At 35.5% G+C, this 667-nt stretch carries 1 protein-coding gene; it reads left to right on the forward strand.

The features are described 5' to 3' along the window. A partial coding sequence (locus IEW94_RS16810) for a hypothetical protein (RefSeq protein WP_229669567.1) occupies positions 1 to 527 on the forward strand: 527 nt, incomplete at its 5' end. Positions 528 to 667 lie beyond the last annotated feature (140 nt).

A 667-nucleotide genomic window follows, 5' to 3' on the forward strand; every position in this document is an offset into this window, starting at 1 on the left:
CGTTGTACATAATGCTGAAAAAACTGAATTACATATCAATTTTCGTTCTGATTTTAATCAGTATTTCGTGCAAAAACGAAAGGAAAAATAACGGACTGAACTCAAATACGGAATTGGAATTAAAAACTGATTCTCTAAATGGATACAATGAATTGGCAAATCCAGACAAACAAGAAACTTTTACGATTTCAGAATATAATACTGACAACCCTGAAATAGAAAACATAAAACGTCCTGAAAAAACAATCATACGGAATTTAACGATTGACACAACTCAAGCGTTCGGAATTTGGACTCAAGACCCAAATGGACCACACGCAGATTTTTGGTTGACCGCAAAGGATTTCCATGTGGCTGACTACGATGGCGATGGACATATGCCATACATTTTGGACGGAAATAAAATCACAATATTTTATAATGACTTTGTTCAAAAGGGAACAATAACTTCAACGGAAAATGACACGTTAAAAATTAAATGGGCTGAATTTGACTTTGAAACTAAATATGTGAAATTTGAAAACTAAAAGCACTATGTACAACACCGGCTATAGTTCATTGCTGCGGAATTTTCTGCCGAAAATTCCGCCCTATTTTACTATCTTCGGTTTACGGCGGAATAATCCTGCGGATTTTTCCGCAACGAAACCATAGCCAAACACGTTGT

Source organism: Yeosuana aromativorans (assembly GCF_014646655.1).
Classification (GTDB): Bacteria; Bacteroidota; Bacteroidia; order Flavobacteriales; family Flavobacteriaceae; genus Yeosuana; species Yeosuana aromativorans.